The organism is Ruegeria sp. N10 (assembly GCF_056531545.1).
The window spans coordinates 122,998-141,671 of the sequence record NZ_JBQFLY010000001.1 but is presented as its reverse complement, the minus strand read 5'-3'; the positions used below and the strand labels follow the sequence as shown (position 1 = coordinate 141,671).

Sequence of the window (18,674 nt, the reverse complement as noted above, 5' to 3'; positions counted from 1 at the left end):
AAGTTGCGCCCTTTAACGCATCTTGCCGTCAACGGAAAGCGTGTAGATCACCTTTGGTCGAAACAACATACAGCGTCTGCCCGGCCACAACAGGGGATGCTGTCGCGCCTCCGGGAACCTCAGCCTGATGAACCAGTGTTCCGTCAACTGGATTGAAGAACCGCAGAAACCCGTCGTTGGACGCAACCACAATACGACCCCCGGCCAGAATTGGGCCGTAATGCGCAAAGATCGGTCCCCGGCGGCCACGCTTGTCCTTGACGAAGCCCGGCAGATCCTGCGCCCAGATGACAGACCCGTCCGCCGCGTTCAGACGCACCAGCTGGCTGCGATCACTGATCAGGAAGATGCTGTTGCCCGCAGGCCAGACCGTATCGACCGCACCTTCGTCTGCAGTCCACCGGCGCTCACCGGAAGCGGCATCAAATGCGACGGTCCGGCCCGAGTGATTGCCGATGTAGATACTGTTGCCGACAACCATCGGACCGCCAGTCACATCGACGATTTGCGCCGCGGCGCGCCCGCGACGCCCCCCTGCAACAGACGCGTTCCAGCGGCGGATACCACCGCGGCGGAAAGTGGCCGCCACGTCACCCGAGCCAAAGGCAAATACCGCCAGATCAGATGCGATTGCAGGCGCAGGCGCACCCAGAACGTTCCCGACGCTGGGTGTGCCTTCGAATTGCCAGGCTATGCGTCCGTCCTTGGTGTTTACAGCCCAGCCGGTTTCATCTCCGGCCACAACGTATAACAGCCCGTCGTTCACCAGCGGAGCGCCGCTGCCGGTCGCTTCCAGGCGTTTTTGCCAGCGCACGGCACCCGATTTGGCGTCCAGCGCGGTCAACCGACCGAACCCTGACGACACATAAAGGACGCCGTCGGCATAAGCCAAACCACCCCCTGTTGCATCCGAGTCGCCATCACTTGGCGGGATCAGATCGGTTTCCCATGCCAACTGCCCCTGCTGGGTGACGGCTGAAACCGTCGCTCCTGAATCCAGTGTAAAGATCAATCCGCCCGCAACCACCGGCTCGGCAGTTATGCGTTGCTTGCGCGAGTCGCCCTGCCCGATCGAAACAGACCAGATCCGTTGTGGTGTTGCGCGCAAAGCGGCATGGGTGGTTCGGTATGCGGACGTTCCCGGACTTTGTGACCAGTTGGCGTTGACCTGTTGCGCCGGCAGGCTGATCGGTTGCGAGCCGCGCTTTTCGACCGTTTCCAGATCTGAAACAGGGCGAATATCCTCGCGTTCACCGGGCAGAATGGCTTCGGGCGGCTCACAGGCCGCCAGTGCTGTCAAGGCCAGAGCCGCAAAAGGCAATCCCGTACGGGAAAAAAATCTTGTTACCATGATATTCCGAACTCGCCTGTCGTTAAGTCTTTTGTCCCGCCTGGTCAGCCTTGCTGCGCCACCAATGGTTCAGGTTCCCCACCCAAAGCAATGATCATTTGCGCCGCGCGCTGTTGCAGATCGATCCCAACCTCTGCATCCTGCCGCAGCGCCTGCAATCGATCCAGCGCAGCATCGACATTCCCCTCGGCCACGTCAATCAGGGCCAACTGCTCTTCCGCCAGCAGCCGCAGCGGCGCTCCGGGGGCCGCCAACGCCTCGAACTGTTGCCGCCGGTCGGCGGCAGGCAACGTATCGCCTTGCAACAGCAGCGACTTGAAGCTTGCAATCGCGCGGTAAATCTCGGGCAGGTCGCCCTGAACGGCAACCGCGTTCAGGCTGGTGACCGCGTCTTCTCGGGATCCGGATTCGACCTGTGACGCAGACAACAACATGTCCAGCACGGCTTTCCCGCCCGGTGACATCGCCTCTGCCTGTGCAAGACCAGCAGCCCTTGCCGCCGGGTCATTTTCGGACAATGCAGCAAGAATCGTGTCACCCAATAGCTGAGCTTGCGCCGTGTCCCGCGCCTTGCGGTATTCATTGAAAGCGGCACCGCCGACGATCAACACGACGGCGACGACACCCACCCAGCCCCAGCGACGCAGCAACAGATAGATCCGGTCACGGCGCACCTCTTCGGTTACCTCATCAATGAAACTGTCTATATCGCTCATCCAAGCCCCCGGGCTGTCTATCTTGTATTAGTGCGCCATGTCATACCCCGGCACCAACGCCAAGCCAAGGGTCCGAATATGCGCATTTTCACCGCTTTGCTTCCCTCTTGCGAAAAAATGCAAACCGAACTATTCAGTTCAGTATGGAAAAGATGCCGAACAGACCCCATTTCATGGCGTGACAGCCCAAGTATTAATGGCGCAGATTCTTAGGAGAAACACTTTATGCGTTTGATTTCATTCATCAACGCCCTTCTCGTGATTGTTGCACTGTATTTTCTGGTGTTTGAACGTGACACCATGTTCGCCTTTGCCGGACGCGGTGATGCCGTGGAAGCAACACAAGTCGAAGCCACGGAAACCGAAAACTCCGATATCTCTGCCGTGGGCGTTGTCGCCGTGCGCTCGCAAGCGCGCGAAATTGACAGCGCTGTGCTGCTGCGCGGGCAGACGAAGGCGAACCGGCAGGTCGAAGTGCTTTCGGAAACCACGTCCACCGTTGTCTCTGAGCCCAAACGCAAAGGTGCGTTTGTTGAGGCGGGCGATATATTATGCGAACTTGACCCCGGCACGCGCCCGGCACAACTGGCCGAGGCCATGGCGGGCAAGCTAGAAGCCCAAAGCCGCATTCCCGAATCCGAAGCACGTCTGATAGAGGCACATGCGCTTGTGGCCGAGGCCGAGATCAATCTGACAGCCTCACGCAAGCTGGCTGAAACCGGATATGCGTCGGAAACCCGCCGCATCTCCAGCGAAGCTGTGATGAGCTCTGCAAAAGCCGGTGTGAAATCTGCCGAAGCCGGGCTGGAGGCCACGCGTGCGGGCATCGAAGCCGCCGCAGCAGCAGTCGAGGCCGCACAGCGAGAGATTGGCCGCCTGACCATCAAAGCCCCCTTCAAAGGTTTGCTGGAAAGCGACACCGCGGAACTGGGCAGCCTGATGCAGCCTGGATCGCTTTGCGCGACTGTCATTCAACTGGACCCAATTAAGCTGGTCGGTTTCGTGCCCGAGACCGAAGTCAATCGGGTGCTTGTCGGGTCCGAAGCAACGGCAACACTTGTGACCGGTCGGCAACTGGGCGGTCGGGTCACGTTCCTCAGCCGGTCCGCGGACGAGACAACACGTACATTCGAGGTGGAAATCACCGTTCCGAACCCCGACTTGACCATTCGCGACGGTCAGACCGCCACCATCCTCATCGCGGCTGAAGGTACGAAAGCCCACCTGCTGCCGCAATCGGCGCTGACACTCAGCAACGAAGGTCAATTGGGTGTGCGCACAGTTGGCGCAGGCAATGTGGTTGATTTCATGCCGGTCCGCATTTTGCGCGACACAGCCGAAGGTGTCTGGATCGATGGCTTGCCGGAAACGGTTGATATCATTGTGGTCGGGCAGGAATTCGTGATCCGCGGTGTTACCGTTGCGCCAACTTATCGGGAAGCCTCGCAATGACGGGTATCGTCGCATGGGCCGCAGGAAGGGCCCGAATGGTAATGGCGTTCATCGCCATTTCGCTGGTCGTAGGCGGCTTTGCCTATGTCTCGCTTCCGAAAGAGGGTGAGCCGGATATCGAAATCCCTGCCCTTTTCGTTTCGGTGCAGTTTCCCGGGATTTCAGCGGAAGACTCAGAAAACCTTTTGGTCAAGCCGATGGAGACCGAACTGGCGGATCTCGACGGGCTCAAGGAAATGACGTCGACTGCGGCCGAAGGTTATGCCGGGGTCGCGCTGGAGTTTGAATTTGGCTGGGACAAGACCTCGATCATGGCGGACGTGCGCGATGCCATGAACACGGCCCAGGCTGATTTTCCCGAAGGTGCGGAACAATACTCGCTGACGGAAATCAACTTTTCCGAGTTCCCGATCGTCATCGTCAATCTGACCGGTGCCGTTCCGGAACGCACAATGGCCCGTGTCGCCAAGGATTTGCAGGACGAGCTTGAGGCGCTGGATTCCGTTCTCGAAGCGGGTATCGCGGGCAATCGTGACGAGTTGCTTGAGGTCGTTATCGACCCATTGCGGCTTGAAGCATACAACGTGACCGCAGACGAGCTGATCAATGTCGTGCGAAACAATAACCAGCTGATCGCGGCAGGCGAGGTCGAAACTGCGCAGGGTACATTCTCGGTCAAGATTCCATCGTCGTTCAAAACGGCGCAGGATGTTTATGGCTTGCCGATCAAGGTCAATGGCGACCGGGTTGTAACGCTGGGTGAGCTTGCGCAGATCAACTACACATTTGAAGATCGCGAAGGTACCGCCCGCTTCAACGGCGAGGCGACCGTCGCGCTGCAAGTTGTCAAACGCAAGGGCTATAACCTGATCGACACCGTTACGCAGGTGAAAGAAACCATAGCTCAGGCCAAGACCAAATGGCCGCCCGAGCTTCAGGCCGCGGTCGAGCTTGGAACGTCGAACGACCAGAGCCGCATTGTCGGTTCGATGGTCAGCCAGCTTGAAGGCTCGGTTCTGACCGCAATCGCTCTGGTGATGATCGTGGTTCTGGCCTCTTTGGGTACGCGGGCCGCGCTTTTGGTGGGCTTTGCAATTCCGACCTCGTTCCTGCTGTGTTTCGCATTTCTGGCGGTCATGGGCATCAGTATCTCGAACATTGTGATGTTCGGCCTCATTCTGGCCGTAGGGATGTTGGTCGACGGTGCCATCGTGGTCGTGGAATATGCTGACAAGAGAATAAAGGAAGGCGTCGGCCCGATGCATGCCTATGTCGAGGCGGCCCAACGCATGTTCTGGCCCATCGTATCCTCGACCGCGACGACGCTATGTGCCTTCCTGCCCATGCTCTTCTGGCCCGGTGTTCCGGGCGAATTCATGGGGATGTTGCCCGTCACGCTGATCTTTGTTCTGTCGGCGTCGCTGATTGTGGCGCTGATCTACCTGCCGGTCATGGGCGGTGTTTCGGGGCGTCTGAGCCGCGTTTTCGACCGGTCTTCGAACTGGCTCCGTGCGCGTACCCGGTGGTGGATTCGGGCAGTGATGGTGCCCCCGTCGCTTTATATGATCTTCCTGGGTGCGATGCAGGTTCTGAACCCTGACTATCTACTGCCCGGAGGAGTGGTCGCTGGTGCCCTGCTGTTCCTGTTCGGGGCCTTTGCCGGGTCTGTAACACTGAGCGCGGCCAAGTTCGAACGGGCGGAAGAAAACCACGTCCACACCGCTGACGAACACACACCTTTCGGGCATGTGATCCGGTTCCTTGTCGGAAACCCGATCATGCCGATCGTGTCGCTGGCGGCAGTTTTCTCTGCCGTGTATTTTGTGACCTTCGTCTGGTTCCCACAGGAATCAAGAGGTGTCGAATTTTTCGTTGAAAGCGAACCGGAACAGGCAACAGCTTACGTCCGTGCCCGTGGCAACCTGTCACTGGCTGAAAAAGACAAGATGGTCCTGCAGGCCGAACAGATCATTGGATCTCATCCGGCGGTAATCAACGTCTTTTCCTTTGCCGGCGAAGGCGGTCTTGACCAGAATACCGGCGGCGCGCAGGCACCGGCGGACACGGTGGGGCGGGTCCAGTTTGAAATTATCCCATGGGAAGATCGTCCGAACGTTTCGGAATCCGCTTTGTGGGGATTGTTTGAGCGCCACTTTGTGGCACCCGAATATGATGGCGATTACGTAATCGGCGATCTCAACGCCAAACTGGCGACAATACCCGGTATCGTTGTTGAAATCCTGGCATTGGAACAGGGCCCGGCCTCGGCCAAACCGGTTCACCTGCGTATCAAGGGGGACGGTTGGGACGAATTGAGATCGGCCACCGTCGCCGCGCGCCAGGTCTTTGACGAAACGCCGGGGCTGATCAAAACCGAAGATACCCTGCCCCTGCCTGGTATCGATTGGCAGATCGATGTCGACGTGGCCAAAGCTGGTCGGTTCGGCGCTGATGTAGCCACTGTTGGTGCCATGGTGCAGCTTGTGACACGCGGCATCCTGTTGGGTGAGATGCGCCCAGACAATACGGATGAAGAGATCGAGATCCGTGTCCGATTGCCGGAAGAGGATCGCGTGCTGTCGACTTTGGATACGCTCAAGGTCCGCACTCCGGACGGGTTGGTTCCGCTGTCGAACTTCGTGACCCGGGAACCCGTGGCCAAACTGGCCCAGATCAACCGTGTCGACCAGCAACGTTACTATGACGTCAAAGCGGATGTTGAACCGGGTCTGAGCAAGGTTGTGACCAAAGGGCCGGACGGGAAAGAAGAACGTCTGGCTATAATGCGCGAAGTGACCGACGGCTACACTCCAACCGGCACCGTGTTGGACGGCGACGTAGGAAAGTCCTACGAGCTGGTTCAACTGACCGGTGCAAAGAATATAGACCAGCTACGTAGCGTGATTGACGCGGGAGACGCGCAGTTCGCCCTGATCAACCCGAATGAGCGGATCGCAGTACTGACCGAATGGCTGGAAACCAGCCCCTTCGCCAACTCGATCAGTTGGCAATGGACCGGTGATCAGGAAGAACAGGAAGAATCCGGCGCATTTCTGGTGAATGCCTTCATGGGTGCTTTGGGGCTGATGTTCGTAATCCTGCTCGCCCAGTTCAACTCGTTCTACAATTCGGTGTTGGTGCTGTTGGCGGTTGTTCTTTCGACCACCGGGGTTCTGATCGGCATGATCGTGATGGAGCAACCCTTCTCGATCATCATGACCGGCACCGGTATCGTTGCTCTGGCAGGAATTGTGGTGAACAACAACATTGTTCTGATCGATACCTATCAGGAATACAGCGCCTATATGCCAAGGATCGAGGCAATCGTCCGCACTGCGGAATCGCGTATCCGCCCGGTTCTGCTGACTACGTTGACCACGATGGCAGGTCTGACCCCAATGATGTTTGGGCTTTCGCTGGACTTTATCAATGGCGGCTATTCCATCGACAGTCCCACCGCTCTGTGGTGGAAACAGCTGGCCACAGCGGTTGTCTTTGGTCTTGGCATCGCCACTGTTCTCACCCTGATCGTGACGCCGTCGCTTCTGGCGCTGCGGGTATGGGTAACGACTTACGCTGTCTGGCTCAGCCGCGGGCTTGCCCGTATGACCGCGGGGCGGTCCAGTAAGATCGCGCAGGACATGGCTATTGGTCGCTCGGCCCGCAAACTACAGGCGACCGAGATTGTGTGGGATGAGCCGCACCAATCCGAGACCGGTTTGCAAGACGAGCCCACGGATCAAATTCCTGGATCGCCGCTAAAAGCCGCAGAATAAGAATGAAAGGACCGGGATTTCCGGTCCTTTTCGTTTTCTGTCGTCACAGTCGGGACCAGGTCTGGTGCGCGCAGATCGAATGTTCACAGCCTTTGACCATGAGCTTGTCACCCTGCAACGTCATCTGCGGAACAGCATCAACGTTGATCAGGGGAACCCAGAACTCACCCCCGCCGTATTTTCCGCCGCCTTCGCTCGACACGTCCCAGAACAGCTTTTTCCCGATATTCGGCGTTTGAACTTCTTTGCCGGAAGAATCAAAAGCCGAAAGTATCGTGCCGCAGAACTTGTCCGCGCAGGCGGATATCTGGATATGCGAGATCAGGTTCTTTCGATCAGGTTCGGTCTTCCACACGCCCTCAATCGGGTCAGCTGCGACCATAGCCGGGAGAAGAACCACAACGGCTACAGATACTAAACGTCTTGCTAATCCATTGATCATGGCATCCACCCTCATGCATGGCGCATCCTAGCACATTCCGCAGGGCAAGATGAGCCCCTCACGCGGCCTCACTGTCGGATTGCTGGCGGTTCCACAGTTGAGCATATCGCCCGGACCGCGCCAACAGCTCGTCATGGGTGCCCTGTTCGATGATCTCGCCAGCTTCCAGAACCACGATCCGATCAGCCTCGGCAATGGTGCTGAGGCGATGGGCAATCGTGATCACGGTCCGCCCTTCCCCAGCGCGCGCCAGCGCATCCTTGATATCCTGTTCCGTGTCGGTATCCAGGGCCGAGGTCGCCTCGTCCAGCAACAGGATCGGGGGGTTCTTCAGCAATGTCCGCGCGATGCCAACCCGTTGCTTTTCGCCGCCGGACAGTTTCAAGCCGCGCTCACCCACCATGGTGTCGTATCCGTCAGGCAGCGAAGTGATGAAGTCATGAATCTGGGCGGCACGGGCTGCGGCCTCGACATCCTCCGGGGTGGCATCGTCGCGCCCATACGCAATGTTGTAGCGAATGGTGTCGTTAAACAGCACCGTATCCTGTGGCACAACGCCGATCGCGGCATGCAGGCTGGTTTGGGTCACATCCCGAACATCCTGCCCGTCGATCTTCAGCGCGCCTTTGGTCACGTCATAAAACCGGAACAACAGCCGCCCGATGGTCGATTTTCCAGACCCCGTCGCCCCTACGATCGCGACCGTCTGTCCGGCCGGAACCGTCAAGGAAACACCCTTGAGGATTTCCCTTTCAGGGTCATAACCAAAATGCACATCTTCAAGTGTTACCTCGCCACCATTGACCGCAAGGTCGGGTGCATCGGGGTGATCGATGACTTCGGCGGGTTGTTCGAGCAGATCAAACATCTGCCCCATATCTACCAGCGATTGCCTGATCTCGCGATAGACCGTCCCCAGGAAGTTCAATGGAACGGTAATCTGGATCATATACGCGTTGACCATGACAAAATCGCCCACGGTCAGGTTTCCATTCTGAACGCCAATTGCGGCCAGAACCATGACTCCGATCAGGCCGCAGGTGATCAGGAAGGATTGGCCAAAATTCAAGAACGCCAGCGAATAGGCGGTTTTCAGCGCCGCCCCGGCATAGGCTTTCATCGACACGTCGTAACGTGCAGTTTCGCGGGATTCCGCGTTGAAATACTTGACGGTTTCGAAGTTCAGCAAACTGTCAATGGCGCGCTGATTGGCTTCGGTGTCCTGATCGTTCATCTCACGCCGCAGCTTTACCCGCCATTCGGTCACGGCAAAAGTGAACCAGATATAAAGGCCGATGGTGACGGCGACGACCACCAGATACCAGACGTCGAACAACCACATCAGGATGATCGCAACCAACAACAGCTCAAGGATCAGCGGCCCGATCGAGAACAGCAGGAAGCGCAGCAGGAATTCAACGCCTTTGACGCCCCTCTCGATGATACGGCTCAACCCGCCGGTGCGGCGCGAGACGTGATAACGCATGGAAAGGTTATGGATATGTCTGAACGTCTCCAGTGCCAGCGCCCGCAAGGCCCGCTGTCCAACAGGGGCAAAGGCGGCGTCCCGCAATTGCTGGAACCCAACCGTCATCATGCGCGCCACGCCGTAGGCAACCGTCACGCCCACTGCACCCAGCGCTAGCGGCGGCACGCCTTCACCTGCCAATGAGTCAACGGCGCCTTTGTAAAGGATCGGTGTATAAACCGCGATCAGTTTGGCCAGAACCAGCATCGCCATGGCAATAACCACGCGGCGCTTTACCCAAACCTCGTCCTGCGGCCAGAGGTAGGGCGCAACCTTGCGGATTGTGCGCCAGCCTGAACTGCGCCCGCCGCTCTGCACCCCGTCATTCGAGGCCATCGGAGATGTTCGTCTCATCACGTACCTTGTCTGCGGTCAGAGAAAGGCTCTGGCCCGCGACGGGCCAGCGCGTTGATTATTCCGGTATCGTAAAGATTTGCCCCGGATAGATCAGATCCGGGTCGCGGATCAAGTCGCGGTTGGCTTCGAACAGGCGCACATACAGGATGCCATCGCCAAAGCGGTCACGCGAGATCGCCCACAGCGTGTCGCCCCGCTGCACAGTGACCGACCGGATTGCCGGGGTGTCCTGCGCCGCCGTTCCGTCACCGCCACCTGATGCTGCTTCCAAAACTTCAACAGGCTCGCGCTTGAAGGGGGTTTCGACCCGGCTGAGGACCTTCCCGTCCGTGTTCACCGCGTCAACACGCAACGTGTAAACACCGGGGTCGATGCCGTCCAGATCACTCCGCCAGGATCCATCCTGTTCCGGAGCGAGGTCGGCAACCAGACGATTGTCCAGATACACCCTGATGGCCGCGCCGTCCTGTACTCGCCCGGTCAACTGGACATCACCGGTTTCAGAATACCCGATGGTATCCAGCGCGACCTGTTCCGGCGGGGTATCCCGAACCACGGGCGGCTGCACGAGCTCAACGCCTTCTTCGCCCGACCGCAGTACCGCGATCTGCTGACCAGTTTCAGTTGTCTCTACTGCTTCGTCGGCAACCTGCGTTTCGCCGGTATCCGGCGCGGTCGCTACAGGGTCTGATGTTTCGGTCTCAGCAGGAGTTTCGGTCTCTGGGTCGACCACTGCAGCGGCTATTTGTTCATCACTCTCGGCTGTTTCGCCCTGATCGGCAGCATCAGTTTGCTGCGCAACCGGCTCTTCTTCGACCGGCTTGGGCAGGGCGGCGATCAGATAGTCGTCAGACCGGGTTGTTTGCCCGCCGTTTTTGCTGTGCAGGATTAGCCCCTGCGCGGCATCGCTGAAGGGGATCGAGACGAACTCGGCGAACTGCCCGCTGCTGTCCACCGTGAATGTGTGTACGGTTTCACCGTTCAACAGAACTTCAATCTGGCTGCCCGGTTCGGCGTCACCTGACAAAAGCGCCGTTCCGTCTGCTTCAACAAAAATCTGATCCAAAACCGGGGGGGCCGTGGGTGCCTGTGCATTCTCTTCCGTCGGGGCCGTTGCAGTATCTGCGTCTGGAACAACATCTGTTGCCGCAGCCGTGTCTTCGGTGGGTTCAGCGGTTGGTGCCTCATCCGGTGTTACGGCGGCTTGCTCAGCTGGTTCTGTTGTGGCGGTTTCCGCGGGCGCTTCGACCGCTTGTTCCTGCGGTTGCGTGGCCGTAACAGATGCGGGTTCCTGCGGTGCACCCGCCTCAGGCTCTGGCGCTTTGGTGAAAGCGCCGGACAGATACAAACCCCCAACGCCCAGCACGGCAACCAGACCCGCAATCACACCCCAGACAAAATTGCCCGAGCTTCCGTTTCCCGATTTGGCGTCCATTGTTTTCCTTTCACCCCGCCGTACAAAAACTTTGTCTTCAAAAGCCTTCCAGCGGACAGTTGAGCCAATCTATCAATCCCGCTATCAGGGGTCAAAACCTCTGACACAACCCCGGAGCGTCTCTTTCATGTCTCAGAAATCCGTCTGTGTGTATTGCGGGTCACGCAATGGGGCCGAGAAGGCTTATTCTGAAACCGCGCGACAGTTTGGCAGCCTTCTTGCACTGGAGGGCTGGCGACTTGTTTATGGCGCTGGGGATGTCGGGCTGATGGGTGAAGTTGCCCGTGCCGCGCAACAGGCCGGTGGCGAGACCTTTGGTGTCATTCCGGTACACCTGGTCACACGAGAGGTCGGCAAGACCGACCTGACCCATTTCGTGATCACCGAAACCATGCACGAGCGGAAAAAGGTCATGATCATGAATGCTGACGCCGTCGTTGTCCTGCCCGGCGGGCCGGGATCACTGGACGAACTGTTCGAAGCACTGACCTGGCGGCAGCTGGGCCTGCACGACAAACCCATCGTGATCGTCAATGTGAACGGCTATTGGGACGCGTTGAAAACCCTGCTGCACCAGGTGATCGGTCAAGGCTTTGCAGATCGGTCATTGGGCGACTTTGTTATCTGGGCTGAAGATGCGGAAACAGCGATGAGAGCCTTGCGCGACAAGCTGAGGTAAACCCGGCAGATCGCGAAAGTGTCTGACCGAACACTGCGGTGCATCGTTGCCGCACATATGTGGGTAAGAAATGGGGCTGTTCGATTTGGCGAAGCCTCAAGCCTTTAGGCAGACAGTTCGATGACCGTGATCTCGGGGGTCACACCAAAGCGAACCGGAAGGATGGAACATCCGATACCGCCGGAAACAACCAGGTCCCGCCCACCTTCGCGTACATGCCCATAGGCATATCTGTTGCCGTATTTAGAAGGCACGATCGGCGACCAGCCAAACAGGCGGATCTGACCGCCATGCGTATGACCGGATAGCGTCAAGGCCACCCTGTCGGGCACTTGAGGGAAGATGTCGGGTTCATGCGCCATCATCACAACCGGGGCGTCGTCGGTGATTTGCGCCAGTGTCCCCGACAGATCATCCAGCCCCTTCGGTTTACCGTTACGCCAGATCGCAAGCTGATCTTCAAGACCCGCCAACCAGATACCAAAAGCTTCTAGCTTGATGGCGGCATTCGACAAAACCGTAATTCCGCTCTGTTCCAGCGCATCGACATATCGGTTGGGGCCAGCACCACGGCGCTGCGCCTGCCGGTCATCCCACCAGTCGTGATTGCCAAGTACCGCAAAGACACCGTTCTTGGCCTCAAGCTTAGCAAGAACCGGTGCCAGATCGTTCATTTCGACAGGACGTAAAACGCCTTTGTGGCTTGCGAAGAAATCACCCAGAAGCAGGATCATATCCGGCGCAAGCGCATTCGTGCGCCGTACCACCTGTTTTATTCGGTCCAGCCCGACCAAAGGCTCGCCCAGATGCAAATCGGCCAGCACGGCAATCCTGAGCGGTGGCGCTGTCCAATCCTCTCGGCGGACGCGCCATTTTCGCACGCGCAGCCGTAGGGCGGGTTCGATGAAAAACCCGTAGACTGATGTGATTAGGCCTGCCAGCGTCACCGCCAGCAGGCCCTTGATAAACCAGCGTCGGTTCAATGGTTTACATCCGCGACGCGACGTTTTCCCAGTTCACCAGATTGTCGAGGAAGTTCGACAGGTAAGCCGGACGCTTGTTGCGGAAGTCGATGTAGTATGAGTGTTCCCATACGTCACAACCCAGCAGAGTGGTTTGGCCAAAGCACAGCGGATTCACACCATTCTCGGTCTTGGTCACAGCCAACGAGCCGTCGGCGTTCTTGACCAGCCACGCCCAGCCCGAGCCGAACTGACCGGCACCTGCCGCACTGAACTGCGATTTGAATTCGTCAACCGAACCAAAGCTTTCGGTCAGAGCTTTCTCAAGCTCACCGGGCATGGCGTTGTCGCCGGGGCCCATCATTTCCCAGAACTGGTTGTGGTTCCACAGCTGGCTGATGTTGTTAAAGATACCGTTCTGCGCGACGGCATTTGCGTCGTAGGTGCCAACGATGATCTCTTCCAGCGACTTGCCGTCCCATTCGGTGCCGGCGATCAGCTTGTTGCCATTGTCGACATAGGCTTTGTGGTGCAGATCGTGGTGATATTCCAGTGTTTCCGCGGACATACCCTTGGCTGCCAGCGCGTCATGTGCATAAGGAAGATCAGGAAGTTCAAAAGCCATGTCGGCCCCCTGTTTAAATTTGAGTTGCGGTTCCCAAGGTTAAATGCTTTGGCAGCCGCCGCAGGTCAAGGGCCGAGACAAGAAAACCCGGAGGCAGGCGATGCTGACACAGGCGCGCAAGATGTTCTACCGCGCCCGCGGTTACTATGCGGGCAACCTGAACGGCGAACCGTTTCGTCTGGACCCTTATCATTCAAAGTTCTGGCGTAAAGCCTCCACTGGCCAGTGGGAGCCTGAAACCTTTGCCGTGATGGACAAGTATCTCTCGCCTGAAAGCGATTACTTGGATATCGGCGCATGGATCGGGCCCACGGTTCTTTATGGTGCGCGTAAGGCACGCCATGTCTGGTGCTTTGAGCCCGACCCCACAGCGTTCCGTCACCTGGCCTGGAACCTCGACCTGAATGACATTCATAACGTCTCCGCTTTGGGTGTCGCACTGTCGGATAAGTTCGGTGTCGCCCGCATGGCCTCGGTTCGTGGAGAGCCCGGAGATTCTACCAGCTCCCTTCTGCACGACGGCGCGCACGGAACCGATACCCTGACGATTGCCTGGGATCAGTTCGCCGCAGTGAACGATCTGTCCGCCGTGTCTTTGGTGAAGATGGATATCGAAGGCGCCGAATTTTCCGTGCTGCCGACGCTGGTGCCATGGCTGAAGGAACAGCGCCCAGCCCTTTATCTTTCAACACATGCGGGACTGTTGGATTCGAAGACGCGGTTGGATCGTATGGAGGAATTGGCAGAGCTTCTTTCGTTCTACACTCACTGCCAGACAAGTGACGAGACCTGTCGAAGCTTTGAGTGTATGACCAAAGCTTCGACCCTTTCCGGGTTTAAAACATTTTTGCTGACACGTTAAGCGCCGCAATTGACCCGACAGCGTAGTATTCGCCTAGTACAGGACTGCTGAAGCAATCGGTTTGCACGTACCTGTCCCATATGGTCGGAGACCCACATTTGCGTGCGGGAAGCTGACCCTCATTATTATGGCATTGCTCTTGGGATTGAGCGTTGCTGTATACGCAACCCTGTAGTCTCCTGTTGCTTGAGCTGGCAATGTCACACGCCACGACAACCGATATTCCCCTTTCCCCGTTTTCTTGAATTTGGCGTCTGCCGGTGTTTCAACAGGAGTATTTGCCAGTTCATTTGACGCACGAATTGCTCCGTCATAGGCTCTTGCGCGCTTGCCGTCTGCATCAACGCTCAAAAGCACCTTGCGTGGAATCCATCCCCGATCCTGTGTGCTATGTAGGTCGCATTCATAGCTTTGTACTTCCGCCTAAGCGGCGGCTGCCAACAAACTAAAAGCCAGAAATAAAGAAGTTAGTTTCATTAGTTTTACCATTTCTTGTGTTCTCTTTGTTTTCAACTCGCGCCCCTCGACCGCCGGTCCTGCATTAGCAGCAGAGGCATCAAAAGAAGGGCTGTGAGAATAATGATGCTTCGTCATTACGCCCTTGCGAAATTTAGGGCCTATCCAGGAAAATGACCATGCCATCTAAACCAAGTGCTTTGATTTGCAACCAAATTTTAAGTCAGACGCTCTTTCGCATCTAGCGCGAACAGACTGAAACACTTTCTCCAAATGGATGCAAGGCCGTCGCATTCACAATCGTAAGCCCAGGTTCAAAAGGAAAATTAAGTTGTCTGTCCTGAAAAAAGAAACCGCCCGCAATCAGCGGGCGGTCTTGTATTTTCGAGCCGAGGAAACTGTCAGTAAACGCCAACCTCACTGCCCGGTTGCGCCGCAACCTTCAGCAGTTTGAAAACGTAATCCGCAGCCGAACGGAAGCAGACCACGCGGAAGGTTTCGGCATCGTCCATCCAGAACGCACCTGCCACTTGCGCCAGGCGCGAGCGGCGGATTTGGCCGGGTTGGAAGGCCTCGGTCGACAGATCAACCGGGGTTACTTTGCCCAACACTTCTCGTGCGCTGGCGCCTGATATCGTGAAGACCGCGCGGGCATCCGAGACGTTGACGGCCAGTGCGTGAGTTTTTCCCAAAGCTTTGACCATTGCGGCCAGCTTGGCCTCGACCTCGGCATAAGGGACCAGCACCAGCAGCTCGTCCGGTGACATCCAGCATACGCCGGTATCGCCGCTGACCAGCGCCTCGCGCTGACCGGGCACATTCTGCCCAGTCGCGTCCTTGACGGCCTTGGCGAGGCTTTTGTCGGACAAGTCGCCGCGCAGGGTGATCATGCCTTGCAGGCCACATTCCCTGACATTGGCGATGCCATCATAGCTGGCGTGGTTCAGTGCGCTGATGGGTTCAGACATTCTGCTTCTCCCCGTCCTTGTCGAAGAAGATCGGGTCCACGATCTTGGCTTTGTACGTTTTGCCGTCGGTGCCCGGGAACTCGACGATTTCACCCATCCGGTCCGGGCCGTGCTTGATCAGGCCCATAGCGATCCCTTTGCCAAGGTTCGCTGAGAAATAGGTCGAAGTGACACGCCCGATCATGTTGCGCTGACCATTGGCATTGACGCCCTCGCCCACTGCATATGCGCCATCAGGCAGAACAGAACCATCCACAGTCTCAAGCCCGACCAGTTTCCAACGCTCTGGGTCGGCCATATGGCTGCGCGAATGGGCGCGTTTGCCAAGGTAGTCTTCTTTCTTTTTCGACAGTGCCCAGTGGAGCCCCAGATCCTGCGGGATCACGGTGCCGTCGGTTTCGTCGCCGATCATGATAAAGCCCTTCTCGGCCCGAAGAATGTGCAGACATTCGGTGCCGTAAGGCATCACACCGAATTCCTTGCCTGCTTCCATCAGGGCATCCCAGAACGCCTGACCCTGCGAGGCGGGAACGGCGATCTCGTAGGACAACTCGCCCGAGAACGAGATGCGATAGGCGCGGCAGTCGAACACGCCGATCTTGCCATCTCGCCATTCCATAAAGGGCAGCGTCTCGCGGCTGACGTCCATGCCGCCCAACTTTTCTAGAACCTTGCGGGCGTTCGGGCCGACTACAGCGACCTGAGCATATTGCTCGGTCACGTTGGCGACATAGACTTTCCAGTCCCACCATTCGGTTTGTAGCCATTCTTCCATGTGACCATGGATACGCTCGGCACCGCCGGTGGTGGTGTGGCACAGCCATGTGTCCTCATCGATGCGTGCGACCACGCCGTCGTCGATCAGAAAGCCGTTTTCCGAGCACATCAGGCCATAGCGGCATTTTCCGACCTTCAGCGTGGACATCATGTTGGTGTACAACATGTCCAGAAACTTGCCTGCGTCAGGGCCTTTGACGATCAGCTTGCCCAACGTCGAGGCGTCCAGCAGGCCAAGGTTTTCGCGGGTGTTCTTCACCTCACGGTTCACGGCGTCATGCACGGATTCACCGGGACGGACATAGGCGTAGGTCCGGCGCCAGTGGCCGACCGGCTCCCAATCGGCGCCGTTCTTGTCGTGCCAGTTGTGCATTGGTGTCTGTCGGATCGGCTGGAACACTTCACCCCGCGCTTCACCGCCGATCGCGCCCATCGAGATGGGTGTATAAGGCGGGCGGAAGGTCGTGGTGCCGACCTTCGGGATTTCGGACTCCAACGCATCAGCAAGAATTGCCAAGCCATTGATGTTGCTCAACTTACCCTGATCCGTCGCCATACCAAGTGTGGTGTAACGCTTGGTGTGCTCAACGCTCTCATAGCCCTCGCGCGCAGCCAGTTGGACGTCCGAGACTTTGACGTCATTCTGGAAGTCGAGCCAGGATTTCATGCGCAGCTGGATTTCTGCGTTTGCTGGCATCAGCCAGACAGCCTCCATAGGAGCTTCTGCAGTGGTTTCGCCAACAGGAGCCTTGATGTTTTTCGGCTTGAAACCTGCGGCCTTGGCTGCGGCTTTTCCCGCCGTGTGGGCGTCGGTCAGAACATCGCCCAGCGCCAACGCACCATTCGATGCCCCGGCGGCCAGAACAAAGCCCTCACCGTTTGCGCCCAGCGGCGGGCGCGAGGGATCGGGGCGGAAAAAGGCATTCGCGTCATCCCAGGTCAGCTTGCCACCGCAATGAGACCACATATGAACGACCGGCGACCAGCCGCCCGACATGGCCACTGCATCTGCTTCAACCTCTTCACGTGCGCCGCCAACACCTTCCTGGTTGCAGATGGCGACTTTTTTGACGCGCTTGCCGCCCTTGACCTTGGCAATGGCCTTGCCCGGATCAACGCGGATCCCCAACTGGCGGGCTTCCTCTGCCAAAGGTCCAGCCGTTGCCCGTGCGTCAACAATACGCAAAACATCCACACCCGCTTGCTTCAGCGTAATCGCGGTGCGATAGGCGTCGTCATTGTTGGTGGCGACGATGACACGCTCGCCCGGGGTGACACCCCAGTTCACGGCATAATCGCGCATGGCAGAAGCCAGCATCACACCCGGAACATCGTTACCCGCAAAGGACAACGGGCGTTCAATTGCGCCGGTTGCAGTCACAATTTGCTTGGCGCGGATACGCCAAAGGCGGTGGCGCGGGCCCTGCACGCCCGGCGTGTGGTCTGTCAGGCGCTCATAACCCAGAACGTAACCATGGTCATAAACACCCGCGCCCATGCAGCGAGAGCGCATGGTGACGTTGTCCATTGTTTCGAGTTCGGAAACCAATTGCTCCACGAACATATCCACAGGCTCATCATTGACTGTGCCGCCGTCAACCGGAGCGCGACCGCCCCAATGTGCGCTCTGCTCAATCAGCAGAACCTTGGCGCCCGAAGCTGCTGCCGCCTTTGCCGCCTGTAGGCCAGCCACACCGCCACCGATGACCAGAACATCGGTGAAGGCATAGAAGTGCTCATAGGTATCGGCATCGCGGCTGTCCTTGTCGGGCGCTTTGCCCAGACCGGCAGACTGACGGATGAACGGCTCGTAGACATGCTTCCAGAACGGTTTGGGGTGGATGAACATCTTGTAGTAGAAGCCAGCCGGCAGGAACCGGGCAAAGGCTGTATTCACTGCCCCAATATCAAAGTCCAAGTTAGGCCAATGGTTTTGCGAAATCGCAGTCAGACCGTTGAACAACTCGGTCGTGGTGGCGCGCTGGTTCGGTTCAAACCGGTTGCCCTGCCCCAGCCCGACCAGGGCGTTCGGCTCTTCGGCGCCGCTTGCAACGACACCGCGGGGGCGGTGGTACTTGAACGACCGGCCCATCATCATCTGATCGTTGGCCAGCAGTGCCGAGGCAAGCGTGTCGCCCTCATAGCCCTGCATCGAAGTTCCGTTGAAGGTAAACGTGACCTTTTTCGACCGATCAATCAGCCGGCCTTGTTTTGCGAGACGGGTGCTCATTGTGCGGACCTTTCGCGGGTAGAGGCGTCGGAGCCTCCGGCGGGAGTATTTTTGAAAA

Annotated in this window: 14 protein-coding genes; 4 read left to right on the top strand and 10 right to left on the bottom strand. The window is 57.9% G+C overall.

All coding sequences use genetic code 11. The features are described from left to right. Positions 1–28: 28 nt before the first annotated feature. Positions 29–1,351 (bottom strand): PQQ-like beta-propeller repeat protein, encoded by a 1,323-nt coding sequence (locus tag ACR0JI_RS00695; protein ID WP_480473424.1) that lies wholly within the window; start codon positions 1,349–1,351, stop codon positions 29–31. A 44-nt stretch (positions 1,352–1,395) separates the two neighbouring features. Beyond that, positions 1,396–2,067, bottom strand: a complete 672-nt coding sequence (locus tag ACR0JI_RS00690) for a hypothetical protein (RefSeq protein ID WP_480473425.1) — start codon at positions 2,065–2,067, stop codon at positions 1,396–1,398. 225 nt (positions 2,068–2,292) lie between these two features. On the opposite strand from ACR0JI_RS00690, the gene ACR0JI_RS00685 reads away from it, so the two are divergent. Next, complete coding sequence (locus ACR0JI_RS00685) at positions 2,293–3,519, top strand: efflux RND transporter periplasmic adaptor subunit (protein ID WP_480473426.1); 1,227 nt, start codon at positions 2,293–2,295, stop codon at positions 3,517–3,519. Then, on the top strand, positions 3,516–7,295 hold the full coding sequence (locus ACR0JI_RS00680) for an efflux RND transporter permease subunit (RefSeq protein WP_480492942.1): 3,780 nt from the start codon (positions 3,516–3,518) through the stop codon (positions 7,293–7,295). Before ACR0JI_RS00685 ends, ACR0JI_RS00680 begins: the two co-directional genes overlap by 4 nt. A 43-nt stretch (positions 7,296–7,338) precedes the next feature. Here the strand turns inward: ACR0JI_RS00680 and ACR0JI_RS00675 are convergent, their stop codons facing one another. Genes ACR0JI_RS00675 through ACR0JI_RS00665 form a run of 3 tightly spaced genes read right to left on the bottom strand, consistent with a single transcriptional unit; the run spans position 7,339 to position 11,057 of the window. Continuing rightward, positions 7,339–7,737, bottom strand: coding sequence for a DUF2147 domain-containing protein (locus ACR0JI_RS00675; protein WP_480492941.1), 399 nt, complete (start codon positions 7,735–7,737; stop codon positions 7,339–7,341). Positions 7,738–7,795: 58 nt separating this feature from the next. Further along, on the bottom strand, positions 7,796–9,619 hold the full coding sequence (locus ACR0JI_RS00670) for an ABCB family ABC transporter ATP-binding protein/permease (protein WP_480492940.1): 1,824 nt from the start codon (positions 9,617–9,619) through the stop codon (positions 7,796–7,798). Positions 9,620–9,677: 58 nt separating this feature from the next. Continuing rightward, a complete protein-coding gene (locus ACR0JI_RS00665) occupies positions 9,678–11,057 on the bottom strand; it encodes a LysM peptidoglycan-binding domain-containing protein (protein ID WP_480492939.1) in 1,380 nt (459 codons plus the stop codon). Positions 11,058–11,184: 127 nt separating this feature from the next. On the opposite strand from ACR0JI_RS00665, the gene ACR0JI_RS00660 reads away from it, so the two are divergent. Next, complete coding sequence (locus tag ACR0JI_RS00660; RefSeq protein WP_480473431.1) at positions 11,185–11,736, top strand: LOG family protein; 552 nt, start codon at positions 11,185–11,187, stop codon at positions 11,734–11,736. A 104-nt stretch (positions 11,737–11,840) separates the two neighbouring features. Here ACR0JI_RS00660 and ACR0JI_RS00655 read toward each other — a convergent pair whose 3' ends face one another. Next, the gene (locus ACR0JI_RS00655) at positions 11,841–12,719 is read right to left on the bottom strand and encodes a metallophosphoesterase (RefSeq protein ID WP_480473432.1); all 879 of its coding nucleotides are present in this window, start codon (positions 12,717–12,719) and stop codon (positions 11,841–11,843) included. A 4-nt stretch (positions 12,720–12,723) separates the two neighbouring features. After that, entirely contained in the window at positions 12,724–13,323 is a 600-nt protein-coding gene (locus ACR0JI_RS00650; protein WP_480473433.1) for a superoxide dismutase, read from the bottom strand. A gap of 100 nt (positions 13,324–13,423) precedes the next feature. Here ACR0JI_RS00650 and ACR0JI_RS00645 point away from each other — a divergent pair, with 100 nt between their 5' ends. Further along, positions 13,424–14,185: an FkbM family methyltransferase gene (locus ACR0JI_RS00645; protein ID WP_480492938.1), complete on the top strand. Its 762-nt coding sequence runs from the start codon at positions 13,424–13,426 to the stop codon at positions 14,183–14,185. A gap of 423 nt (positions 14,186–14,608) precedes the next feature. On the opposite strand, the gene ACR0JI_RS00640 is transcribed toward ACR0JI_RS00645, so the two are convergent. The 3 genes from ACR0JI_RS00640 to ACR0JI_RS00630 all read right to left on the bottom strand — a co-directional run bounded on the left by ACR0JI_RS00640 (position 14,609) and on the right by ACR0JI_RS00630 (position 18,616). Then, positions 14,609–14,779, bottom strand: a complete 171-nt coding sequence (locus ACR0JI_RS00640) for a hypothetical protein (protein ID WP_480492937.1) — start codon at positions 14,777–14,779, stop codon at positions 14,609–14,611. 263 nt (positions 14,780–15,042) lie between these two features. After that, on the bottom strand, positions 15,043–15,609 hold the full coding sequence (locus ACR0JI_RS00635; protein ID WP_480492936.1) for a sarcosine oxidase subunit gamma: 567 nt from the start codon (positions 15,607–15,609) through the stop codon (positions 15,043–15,045). After that, positions 15,602–18,616 carry a sarcosine oxidase subunit alpha family protein gene (locus ACR0JI_RS00630; protein ID WP_480492935.1) on the bottom strand — a complete coding sequence of 1,005 codons (3,015 nt, stop codon included), beginning with the start codon at positions 18,614–18,616 and terminating at the stop codon, positions 15,602–15,604. The genes ACR0JI_RS00635 and ACR0JI_RS00630 overlap by 8 nt, the downstream gene beginning before the upstream one ends. Positions 18,617–18,674: the final 58 nt, after the last annotated feature.

What these genes read in the sequence shown, in the direction of transcription:
- ACR0JI_RS00695 (WP_480473424.1), bottom strand. Translation starts at nt 1,351, where the DNA reads ATGGTAACAAGATTTTTTTCCCGTACGGGATTGCCTTTTGCGGCTCTG.
- ACR0JI_RS00690 (WP_480473425.1), bottom strand. Translation starts at nt 2,067, where the DNA reads ATGAGCGATATAGACAGTTTCATTGATGAGGTAACCGAAGAGGTGCGC.
- ACR0JI_RS00685 (WP_480473426.1), top strand. Translation starts at nt 2,293, where the DNA reads ATGCGTTTGATTTCATTCATCAACGCCCTTCTCGTGATTGTTGCACTG.
- ACR0JI_RS00680 (WP_480492942.1), top strand. Translation starts at nt 3,516, where the DNA reads ATGACGGGTATCGTCGCATGGGCCGCAGGAAGGGCCCGAATGGTAATG.
- ACR0JI_RS00675 (WP_480492941.1), bottom strand. Translation starts at nt 7,737, where the DNA reads ATGATCAATGGATTAGCAAGACGTTTAGTATCTGTAGCCGTTGTGGTT.
- ACR0JI_RS00670 (WP_480492940.1), bottom strand. Translation starts at nt 9,619, where the DNA reads ATGAGACGAACATCTCCGATGGCCTCGAATGACGGGGTGCAGAGCGGC.
- ACR0JI_RS00665 (WP_480492939.1), bottom strand. Translation starts at nt 11,057, where the DNA reads ATGGACGCCAAATCGGGAAACGGAAGCTCGGGCAATTTTGTCTGGGGT.
- ACR0JI_RS00660 (WP_480473431.1), top strand. Translation starts at nt 11,185, where the DNA reads ATGTCTCAGAAATCCGTCTGTGTGTATTGCGGGTCACGCAATGGGGCC.
- ACR0JI_RS00650 (WP_480473433.1), bottom strand. Translation starts at nt 13,323, where the DNA reads ATGGCTTTTGAACTTCCTGATCTTCCTTATGCACATGACGCGCTGGCA.
- ACR0JI_RS00645 (WP_480492938.1), top strand. Translation starts at nt 13,424, where the DNA reads ATGCTGACACAGGCGCGCAAGATGTTCTACCGCGCCCGCGGTTACTAT.
- ACR0JI_RS00640 (WP_480492937.1), bottom strand. Translation starts at nt 14,779, where the DNA reads ATGACGAAGCATCATTATTCTCACAGCCCTTCTTTTGATGCCTCTGCT.
- ACR0JI_RS00635 (WP_480492936.1), bottom strand. Translation starts at nt 15,609, where the DNA reads ATGTCTGAACCCATCAGCGCACTGAACCACGCCAGCTATGATGGCATC.
- ACR0JI_RS00630 (WP_480492935.1), bottom strand. Translation starts at nt 18,616, where the DNA reads ATGAGCACCCGTCTCGCAAAACAAGGCCGGCTGATTGATCGGTCGAAA.